13 protein-coding genes are annotated in these 8,906 nt (G+C 53.9%); all 13 read right to left on the bottom strand.

The features are described from left to right. Positions 1-180 precede the first annotated feature (180 nt). The 13 genes from ABEA02_RS16395 to ABEA02_RS16335 all read right to left on the bottom strand — a co-directional run bounded on the left by ABEA02_RS16395 (position 181) and on the right by ABEA02_RS16335 (position 8,791). The gene (locus ABEA02_RS16395) at positions 181-699 is read right to left on the bottom strand and encodes a hypothetical protein (RefSeq protein ID WP_345534178.1); all 519 of its coding nucleotides are present in this window, start codon (positions 697-699) and stop codon (positions 181-183) included. A gap of 123 nt (positions 700-822) precedes the next feature. Next, positions 823-1,413, bottom strand: coding sequence for a tetratricopeptide repeat protein (locus ABEA02_RS16390; protein WP_345534177.1), 591 nt, complete (start codon positions 1,411-1,413; stop codon positions 823-825). Positions 1,414-1,494: 81 nt separating this feature from the next. Further along, the gene (locus tag ABEA02_RS16385) at positions 1,495-1,812 is read right to left on the bottom strand and encodes a hypothetical protein (protein WP_345534176.1); all 318 of its coding nucleotides are present in this window, start codon (positions 1,810-1,812) and stop codon (positions 1,495-1,497) included. A gap of 201 nt (positions 1,813-2,013) precedes the next feature. Continuing rightward, on the bottom strand, positions 2,014-2,397 hold the full coding sequence (locus tag ABEA02_RS16380; RefSeq protein WP_345534175.1) for a hypothetical protein: 384 nt from the start codon (positions 2,395-2,397) through the stop codon (positions 2,014-2,016). A gap of 312 nt (positions 2,398-2,709) precedes the next feature. Further along, positions 2,710-2,988, bottom strand: coding sequence for a hypothetical protein (locus ABEA02_RS16375; RefSeq protein WP_345534174.1), 279 nt, complete (start codon positions 2,986-2,988; stop codon positions 2,710-2,712). Positions 2,989-3,600: 612 nt separating this feature from the next. After that, positions 3,601-4,260: a hypothetical protein gene (locus tag ABEA02_RS16370; protein ID WP_345534173.1), complete on the bottom strand. Its 660-nt coding sequence runs from the start codon at positions 4,258-4,260 to the stop codon at positions 3,601-3,603. 151 nt (positions 4,261-4,411) lie between these two features. Then, entirely contained in the window at positions 4,412-4,753 is a 342-nt protein-coding gene (locus ABEA02_RS16365) for a hypothetical protein (RefSeq protein WP_345534172.1), read from the bottom strand. Positions 4,754-4,848: 95 nt separating this feature from the next. Beyond that, positions 4,849-5,226, bottom strand: a complete 378-nt coding sequence (locus ABEA02_RS16360; protein ID WP_345534171.1) for a HEAT repeat domain-containing protein — start codon at positions 5,224-5,226, stop codon at positions 4,849-4,851. 150 nt (positions 5,227-5,376) lie between these two features. Then, positions 5,377-5,907: a hypothetical protein gene (locus tag ABEA02_RS16355; protein WP_345534170.1), complete on the bottom strand. Its 531-nt coding sequence runs from the start codon at positions 5,905-5,907 to the stop codon at positions 5,377-5,379. A gap of 101 nt (positions 5,908-6,008) precedes the next feature. Beyond that, complete coding sequence (locus ABEA02_RS16350; RefSeq protein WP_345534169.1) at positions 6,009-6,479, bottom strand: DUF4262 domain-containing protein; 471 nt, start codon at positions 6,477-6,479, stop codon at positions 6,009-6,011. A 146-nt stretch (positions 6,480-6,625) separates the two neighbouring features. Further along, the gene (locus tag ABEA02_RS16345; RefSeq protein WP_345534168.1) at positions 6,626-6,967 is read right to left on the bottom strand and encodes an immunity protein Imm33 domain-containing protein; all 342 of its coding nucleotides are present in this window, start codon (positions 6,965-6,967) and stop codon (positions 6,626-6,628) included. Between the two features lie 696 nt (positions 6,968-7,663). Further along, complete coding sequence (locus ABEA02_RS16340) at positions 7,664-8,206, bottom strand: hypothetical protein (protein WP_345534167.1); 543 nt, start codon at positions 8,204-8,206, stop codon at positions 7,664-7,666. A 246-nt stretch (positions 8,207-8,452) separates the two neighbouring features. Further along, the gene (locus ABEA02_RS16335) at positions 8,453-8,791 is read right to left on the bottom strand and encodes a hypothetical protein (protein ID WP_345534166.1); all 339 of its coding nucleotides are present in this window, start codon (positions 8,789-8,791) and stop codon (positions 8,453-8,455) included. Positions 8,792-8,906 lie beyond the last annotated feature (115 nt).

Below are 8,906 nucleotides of genomic sequence, written 5' to 3'. Positions count from 1 at the left end.
TCCTGATCGGCGACGAGATGGCCCTTGTATGACAAGAAGTCAGTTTGATCTGGAATGACGAACCCGCAATGACACCCGATCTTCATGGTTGATGCCTAACGTGGAGGTAAGCGGACGCCGAAGCGCGAAGCGCGGAGGGAACCACAAGCGCAGCTTGTGGCGGTCCGCTTGACTGTAGGGTTAGACCGTTTCGCTGACATAGTTGCGCCAATTGCGAATTGCCTCTCGAGCGCCGCTGTTTGTGCAGTCTTGTAAAACGGCCTGTGCGACTTTGAGCATGACGGATTCAATGTTTCTTAAGGATGCAGTCTTTGGATTGCTGAAGCGTAGCACTCCACTGGCGGCTGGAGTTTCAAAGGAAAGCTCATACCCGACTCCATCTAGCGAAATGCTTCCGTCGTACTCATCAAAATTCAGCGACTGGAGACTTTGCTTAATGGGGTTGAATTCAATGGAAGACACTTCAATCGCTTCTTCAACCTCAATGGCTGCTTTGATCCAGTTAGGAGAGGTGACACCCGAAAAATGCTCTCCCACAGAAACAACCATCCAGAGAGTGAATGCCGGATGAAAACTGGGCCGCACCTGAAAGCTGCAAATGCTTCGGACTCTTTGTGCTCCAACCCGCTCGCGATGTTCTCCACGAATGTAATGGCGCCCAATGGTCAGGCTTTCTAAGCCAAATGCTTTCGCGATCATGGGTGAATGTGTCATGCGGTCTAACGTTTGACGTGAGGGGCGGCCGGAGCCGCGAAGCGGCGGAGGGTATTTGCAAGCGCAGCTTGCAAACCGTCCCTCTCGACGGAATTGTTAGGCGAGCGATCACCATCCATCTGGCCAACCTCCTTTCGGTGGTTTCAGCTTTGACTTAACAAATAGCAAGTACTTGGGATCTTCATGGATGAAAAGCCCCTTTCCCAACATTAGATAGGCTCCGGCAAGCCAATTTTCGGCTTCTTTCTCTTCGCCTAGCTCCAACATACTTTGGCCAAGCCGCATTCGAATGAACGCATTTCCCTTTGCGTCGTCGTAGTACTTGACCGCATCCATGAATGCAGTACGACTCTCTTTGAAGTTCTTCTTTTGAAACTGAACATCGCCAATCGCTGCCAACAACCACATACCTGCCTCCCAATTACCTGGGGGCAAAAGAGCTTCTGCACGCTGAAAAGACGATAGTGCTTCATCCAACCGCCCCGCCTCTTGAAGTGCATTGCCTTCTTCGGATAAACGAGTGATTTCTTTGTGTATATCGTCGGGCAGTTCAGCAACTGCCACCGGTTTGGATGTAGATGTGGTTTGCTGAAGGTTGGCTTCTTTGTCGGCCCTATTTTGTGCAGAAACAAAAAGTACTGACACCGCAATCGCTGACACAGCAATTACGCCAACTACAGTCATCGTTGCGTGCTCCATGGTACGTGCCTTAAATTCGCCTAACGTTTGACATGAGAGGCGCTGACCGGCTTGCCGGGCAGCGTCCTCTCGATGGAAGGGTTAGGCGTCGCTGGTGTGCCCATAGCCGACCCAGCGACCCCCACTTGAATTTACTCTGACAGCCTTGAACGCCGAGCTATTGCACCATTGAACAACGCGTTCAACCGTTGCGGCGTTTGGTTCGCCAATCGTGAGTGCCCGGAGTTTGGGGCGCAGCTCGATCAGGATGCCCGACTGCAAAGGCTGCTGTTTGTTCGGGAACTGATCGCCCACTACAAGGAGTGGTCCCAGGAACTGGTGCACTCCATCTGAATACTGGCCGGAGAGCACTCGGATCGCGACGTCGAACCCGGAATCTTTTGAAGTGATGCGCAGCATATCTATTGCTCCCGAGTCACTCAGCCGAAGGAACTGAGTAAATTCGGTTGTTCCGGAGACGACATTCCATTCGAACAACCTTCCGGATACGAGCAATTGGGGCATCTCGACGCCTAACGTGGAAGTGAGGGGCAGCCGGAGCGCGTAGCGCGAAGGGAACCAACAAGCGCAGCTTGTTGGCTGTCCCGCTCGACTGCAGGGTTAGGCAGCGGTTTCAAGTGCGCTCTCCAAAGCAGCAATTGCATGCTCTTCACCAATGGCTGAAAGAGCTTGATTCGGAATTAGCCAAGCATCGACCTCGCGGTTGAGCACTGCGCTAACGAACAAATTTCGAATGGCGTAGAAGGCGAATTCTGCCTTGGGATCGAGCGCCAAGTCTTCATCTTGAAGAGCCGCCAAGGGCTCCAGGTAACGGTGTTCAATCTCCGGCGCTGCTGCGCCGGTCTTCACCGCCAAGAGAGCTTCGCGAGGAAGGGCTAGATCGAGACTCTGTGTCGTGCCTGCAACTGACTCTTCGTAACGAATCTCTCCGCTGCACAGAGAATCCCAAATCGACAGAGCTTGCTCACAGAGCGCAACTTGCACTTGGCGCTGCTGCTGCGGTGATAACTCAAAGTATCGCTGAGCGGCGGGATGCATAGCGGCCTAACGTGGAAGTGAGGGGGCGCCGAGCGCAGCGAGGGAAGCCAGCTTGCTGGCCGTCCCCTCGACTGCAGGGTTAGAGGCGTGGTGGCAAACCATCATGAATACTTTACCGTTAAGTAGAGCGCCGCTACTACCGCGCAGATCAGCAAAACAAACACCATCCTAGAGATGAACCGGATCATCGGCGACTTCTTTGATGCTTCGCCTAGAACGACATCAACGATGGCCACTCTTGCGAGATCGAACAAATCATCAATCATTTTTCTTGAGACGAGCCAACGCGTTTTGAACAATTCGCCACACCCACGCGACGCCAAGTATTGCCACGCACAGAACCGCCAACGCTAAACCGATGAGCTCCCTAAACCAGAAGAATACGAAATCCCAGCCGGTTAAGGATTTGCCATCAGGAAACGGATAGTGCATCGAGGCCGCCATCACACACACCATGACGATCAAGGCCAAGACAATGATCACCGGACCAGCATCATTGGCCTGAGATGGAGAGCCTTGCTTCGGAGCCTCGCTCATGCGAAAGCCTCTAACGTGGAAGTGAGGGGCAGCCGGAGCGCGTAGCGCGGAGGGAACCAACAAGCGCAGCTTGTTGGCTGTCCCGCTCGACTGCAGGGTTAGGCGTATTTTTACGGCCAGGGGAGGGTTTTGAAAGGAGCGAGTTCATTTACGTACTCCCTGTTCATATGTGTGCACAACGCAAAATGCCGAACGTTGAATAGCCCTTGATTCGCAAGACTTCCATTTGCATCTGTCTTCTGACAATCCGCCGCGACTTTCAAGAAGTAGCCCTTGTTCAAGTTGTGTTGCGTCGAATGTCGCCCATGTTTCCGCGTTGTCAATTTTCACCAGAAATCGTTGTTGGTACTTGTCGTCAGCGTCCAACCGCCAAAGACTACCGTCCTCTTTATGGCGGTACAGCTCATACCACTGCTCACGCGCAACAAACTCAAGTTGACTCAGAATGTGTCGCGAAGTGGCTGTACCTGAGTTGAAGTAGCTGATTATCGGCCAGTCGGAGGGCATAAGACGCCTAACGTTTGACGTGAGGGGCCGCCGTAGCGGCGAAGCCGCGAAGGGAACCCACAAGCGCAGCTTGTGGGCGGTCCCTCTCGACGGAATTGTTGGGCGTCACTGCGCCTCCGCAACCACGATGTTGATGAGTTGGTCTTTGTCAGAACCAAAGTCAACAACCCACGCGGCCTTTGGATCTGCTGCAGCCATTGGATCGTCTCCGACCGTCCAAGAAAGGCCCACTGCTGCGTGATACCACATCAACTTTCTGAAGAAGGCGAGGCACTTAAGAATCTCTTTCTTCGCACCTTCGTACTTCTTGCGCTCCTTATCCACTTGGGACCTGTAGTCCTGGCTAAATGGATTTTTTGCGTGCAGAAAACCGCCACAGATTTGATAGATCTCGATCAGTCTGCCATGAGTGACTGAGATGTTTTTTCTATCAAATTGAATTGTGGCTTCCACCTGTTTCGTCTCCCTCTTCAGAGGGATCGGTAAGCAATATGGGCTGATTTGTACCATGCGGCGAAGAATCTCTGGCGCCTCCCAGTCTCTCGTGTGGTCCCCATGATCTTTGGGGTTACTTTGCTGCTGAACTTGGCGAAGTGTTTTGTATCGTTCTTCGTCGCGCAAGGCTGAGGAGAAGGCCACTAGTTCGACAAGTCGACGGATTTGCAAAAAGCAGAACTCAGAATCGAGCGCGGCGAGGCCGGTTGTTGATTTGGTCGCAGATGCAACTTGCTCGCAGTGAATGAGCCTTAGCTTGAACTCCACCATGTGTGTTCGATAGACCTCGACAGGCGGAATCTTTGACATCTCTATGACGCCCAACGTGGAAGTGAGGGGCAGCCGGAGCGCGTAGCGCGGAGGGGACCAACAAGCGCAGCTTGTTGGCTGTCCCTCTCGACTGCAGTGTTAGAGCGCTGGTTCATAACTGATTGGGTTTTGTGACGTTCCATGTAGAGAGTAAATCTGGGTTTTCGATTTCTTCTCCGGTGCTCCGCAGGGAATAGAGTCCAGGACTAGCCACAGAAACGGAATCAAGATTTGGCGGCATTACCCATGACTCACCTTCTCGTGCGCCACGAAGGGAGATTTTTAAGCCTTCTGGGCTAGCCGAACTGACAACACCATGCATCTGCTTTTGCTCGATGAAGTTGCCTGCGGCGTCAAAGTACGAAACTCCGATCAGGATGTACTTTCCAACATAGGAAGACGCCAACGCTAGATCGAAATCAGGCTCTCGAATATCACCCTGCCATTTGTACATGGTTTGCGCTCTAACGTGGAAGTAAGCGGACGCCGGAGCGCGAAGCGCGGAGGGAACCACAAGCGCAGCTTGTGGCGGTCCGCTTGACTGTAGTGTTAGACCGACGAATTTTTGCGCAGAACTTCTTGAATTGCATCGTACAAGTCTTCCGTCTTCTGTGTGTCGTAACCTGGAACCACATAGCCAAGGTAGACCTGCAGATCGCAAGCCGCACTATCTGCGTGCCCACGAACGTAAGGGTGCGGGTCATTCAGTGCTGTCTGTATGGCGGGGACCGCCTTTTCTATATCCAGAGCGCGGCATGTTCTTGCGATGTGCCCTAAGCCAAGAATTGCGTTTCCTCTAACGGTGAAGTCTGGGTGAGATACAAGCGCCAAGCACTTTTCTTCACACCAAGTGCGTTCGCAGTCGGGGGCATTCATTCCGACGACGATAGGAACGTAAAGCAGTTCTTCCGGGATGGCACGCGCCATGACGTCTTCAACGTCTTGCTCTGTCCAACCACCAGCAAATGGGCTCATAGGTCTAACGTGGAAGTGAGGGGCAGCCGGAGTGCGAAGCACGGAGGGCACCTGCAAGCGCAGCTTGCAGGCTGTCCCTCTCGACTGCAGGGTTAGACGCCTTCATCGCGCCTGTACCAAAGAGATTTTGCCATTATCGACTTGCCATACACCTTTGCTCGTGCCGACAAAAATAGGTGTTTTGTGAAGCAAGGAGAGGAAAGCATGGAATTCGGTTGGGTACGGAGACAACAGGTGCGTGATGAACGCTCCGGCAGCGCCTGGTGGGCCTGGCTGAGTGGCGAAGCACGAAACCGTAGAAGGCGTGACAGTCGCCCCGGCGACTTTGTAGTGGCGACCGAAGACGATTGATCCTTCAATTGGAGACTTGGCCAAAAAGAAAAGAGTGGGCTGCCCTGCGATTGAAATCTGAGTGCTCTGGTACTGAAAGTCACAAAACTCAGTGATCTTAGACTTTGCCGCTTCGACGAGTTGCGCTTCAATTGGAGCGCCGTTGGTGACCGCGTTAAACAGAAGAAGGCCTACGTCTTCCGAGTATTTCAAAGCAGACTTTTCGTCGACGGAACCTTCCTCCGCAAGTACCGACAAATTAAAACCGAGAAGAAATGCGATCGCAATCAGGAGTCGGTTCATATGTTTGGGTTGGTGTCTAACGTGGAAGTAAGCGGACGCCGGAGCGCGAAGCGCGGAGGGAACCACAAGCGCAGCTTGTGGCGGTCCGCTTGACTGTAGGGTTAGAGCGCTGAAGGCTCATCATCTGACGGTTTTGAAAGAATGGGTTGCCACGCACGAAACCAGTCTGTTGCCTCTGACTCCCAAGGCCAAACACCCGATGTATTTGGAAAGACAAGCTGGACGACATCGAAGTGTGGCCCTTCATAGAACCACAGTGAATAGCCAAAGTACTCTTTGTAGTGTGATTGGTGGACCGTCGCGACCTCCATCTCGAAGTCGCCGATGAAACCTGAGTATCTGCTGCCTGGCGTGAACTTCTCACCCGCTCGTACTCGCTTGTTGTACTCATTGACAACGAAGTGGGCCATGTCTCTTTTTAAGCCGATGACGACTACTTCGGGTGCCCCACTCGTCTTTTGAATCCCGACGGAGTAGGCGAACGGAGGCAGCTCATCTTCTTCCGAGATGTGCATGACCTGACATCCGAACTTCTCGATGTTCTCTAGGAGCCGGCGATCAGATTCGTCCATGTGTTGCGCTCTAACGTGGAAGTGAGGGGCAGCCGGAGCGCATAGCGCGGAGGGAACCAACAAGCGCAGCTTGTTGGCTGTCCCTCTCGACTGCAGGGTTAGACCAGTTTTTTCGATGCAAGGGGGCCGGGACGTAGATCGACAAATTAGGCCTCCAGAAGCGAAGGATCAAACCACACGTCTTCGTAGTTGGCGCTGTCAATTAAGAAGCGGTACCCAGGTGGCAATTCAAGATACTCAAGCACCTCCGGCAATCTATCGGGCAAGTGCTCTACGTGCAGCGGCGAGAAAAATGCGGGGTCTTCCGACAGTTCGTTGCCACACCAAATATACCAACCGTTTGTTGTGTCTGTTGGATTGTGGCGTAGCCCATTGATGGGTTGCTTGCCGATGGTTGAAAGCGCAATACCGACTTTGGATTGAGGGCGGGGAGGTTGTGGCTTTTCGCCTTTCCACTCGCACACACTTTGATTGGTCTGGACGCGCATGGTGAAGGTGTTGTCTAACGTAGAAGTGAGGGGCAGCCGGAGCCGCGGAGCGGCGTAGGGCACCCAAAGCGCAGCTTTGGGCTGTCCCGCTCGACTGCCGGGTTAGCGGAAGCCCGATGGAGAGCAGGGCGGCAATGCGAACCGGCCCGAACCGACTGAACTGTGCCACACGAACTGCGTGAACGCTTGCGCGCCAACAAGCTTAAAAAGATGGGGCAGCGTGCTGTGCCGAGTTCAGCACTGGCTCGGTATGGAAGCGCAAAGGAAAACCACCGCGCTTGCAAAAGCTTTGGCTGGGATTTCGTTTCGCTTGAATGCATGGCGCTAACGTAGAAGTGAGGGGCAGCCGGAGCCGCGANTTTGGGCTGTCCCGCTCGACTGCCGGGTTAGCGGAAGCCCGATGGAGAGCAGGGCGGCAATGCGAACCGGCCCGAACCGACTGAACTGTGCCACACGAACTGCGTGAACTCTTGCGCGCCAACAAGCTTGAAAAGATGGGGCAGCGTGCTGTGCCGAGTTCAGCACGGGCTGGGCGTGGAAGCGCAAAGGAAAACCACCGCGCTTGCAAAAGCTTTGGCTGGGATTTCGTTTCGCTTGAATGCATGGCGCTAACGTTTGAGGTAAGGGGCAGCCGGAGCGCGTAGCGCGGAGGGAACCTGCAAGCGCAGCTTGCAGGCTGTCCGCTTGACCGAGTTGTTAGGCATCTGGCTGTGCCCCGTATTTGGCAGTGGTCAACTCGTTCACGTACTTGCGAAGCTCCTCATCGTTGCGGAAACGAGGAAGTGCCTGCTTCAAAAGGTACTGGTACTTTGCGAAAGCAAAAACTTCGTCATCTTCCATCCATTGCATCGATTCAAATCGCTTGAAGACCTCGTTGTCGACAATATGAATAGCGGTGAGCTCACCGTGTTCTTCATCAGCCTGATCTCCGAGCATGACCCAGTGCCCTGAAAGCGCATTGAGTAAAGACTCGATCTCCTTGTCTGTTACTTCTTTGGCCAGCTTCTGCAGGCGCTTGAGCGTGAGAGGTTTTGTCATGTTTTTCGAAGGCAACTGGCTCGCAGATGAGTTGCTGGCGAAATGCCTAACGTAGAAGTGAGGGGCAGCCGGAGCCGCGAAGCGGCGTAGGGCACCCAAAGCGCAGCTTTGGGCTGTCCCGCTCGACTGCCGGGTTAGCGGAAGCCCGATGGAAAGCGGGGCGGCGATGCGAACCGGCCCGAACCGACTGAACTGTGCCACACGAACTGCGTGAACTCTTGCGCGCCAACAAGCTTGAAAAGATGGGGCAGCGTGCTGTACCGAGTTCAGCACGGGCTGGGCATGGAAGCGCAAAGGAAAACCACCGCGCTCGCAAAAGCTTTGGCTGGGATTTCGTTTCGCTTAAATGCATGGCGCTAACGTTTGACGTGAGGGGCCGCCGTAGCGGAGAAGCCGCGAAGGGAACCCACAAGCGCAGCTTGTGGGCGGTCCCTCTCGACGGAATTGTTAGGTGCGGGGCGAATATTTGATTGCATAGTCTTTGTATTTTTCAACGAATTCACGCGCGGCTTCGAGGGTGTCTGGATACGGGACAACATCATGATGCCCTGGGCCAATTCGAATTTTTTGGAACCGGAAGCCATGCGAAAAAAGATAGCGAATTTTCTGCCACTGCTTCGTGTCGGTTTTCTTCGGAGACTTGAAGTGCCTTCCGAAATTGTGTGCAACCCCACCGCACTCTGGGCACACAAGCTCCTTGGGACTTTCTTGTGAAAGATCGAACTCTCGCTTAAATGATTTGCAGCAGCTCAGGCAAGCGAAGGCCATGTTGTAAGGCGTTGCCATTTTTGAGCACCTAACGTTTGAGGTAAGGGGCAGCCGGAGCGCGAAGCGCGGAGGGCACCTGCAAGCGCAGCTTGCAGGCTGTCCCGTTGACCGATTGGTTAGCCGCGACTGACTG

Source organism: Viridibacterium curvum (genome assembly GCF_039544165.1).
Taxonomy (GTDB): Bacteria; Pseudomonadota; Gammaproteobacteria; order Burkholderiales; family Rhodocyclaceae; genus Viridibacterium; species Viridibacterium curvum.
Note: the sequence above shows the minus strand (reverse complement) of the source record. Positions and strands in the feature narration are given on the sequence as shown.

Coding starts and splice junctions, on each gene's coding strand:
- ABEA02_RS16390 (WP_345534177.1), bottom strand. CDS start 1,413: ATGGAGCACGCAACGATGACTGTAGTTGGCGTAATTGCTGTGTCAGCG.
- ABEA02_RS16335 (WP_345534166.1), bottom strand. CDS start 8,791: ATGGCAACGCCTTACAACATGGCCTTCGCTTGCCTGAGCTGCTGCAAA.
- ABEA02_RS16375 (WP_345534174.1), bottom strand. CDS start 2,988: ATGAGCGAGGCTCCGAAGCAAGGCTCTCCATCTCAGGCCAATGATGCT.
- ABEA02_RS16360 (WP_345534171.1), bottom strand. CDS start 5,226: ATGGCGCGTGCCATCCCGGAAGAACTGCTTTACGTTCCTATCGTCGTC.
- ABEA02_RS16350 (WP_345534169.1), bottom strand. CDS start 6,479: ATGGACGAATCTGATCGCCGGCTCCTAGAGAACATCGAGAAGTTCGGA.
- ABEA02_RS16365 (WP_345534172.1), bottom strand. CDS start 4,753: ATGTACAAATGGCAGGGTGATATTCGAGAGCCTGATTTCGATCTAGCG.
- ABEA02_RS16355 (WP_345534170.1), bottom strand. CDS start 5,907: ATGAACCGACTCCTGATTGCGATCGCATTTCTTCTCGGTTTTAATTTG.
- ABEA02_RS16395 (WP_345534178.1), bottom strand. CDS start 699: ATGATCGCGAAAGCATTTGGCTTAGAAAGCCTGACCATTGGGCGCCAT.
- ABEA02_RS16370 (WP_345534173.1), bottom strand. CDS start 4,260: ATGGTGGAGTTCAAGCTAAGGCTCATTCACTGCGAGCAAGTTGCATCT.
- ABEA02_RS16385 (WP_345534176.1), bottom strand. CDS start 1,812: ATGCTGCGCATCACTTCAAAAGATTCCGGGTTCGACGTCGCGATCCGA.
- ABEA02_RS16345 (WP_345534168.1), bottom strand. CDS start 6,967: ATGCGCGTCCAGACCAATCAAAGTGTGTGCGAGTGGAAAGGCGAAAAG.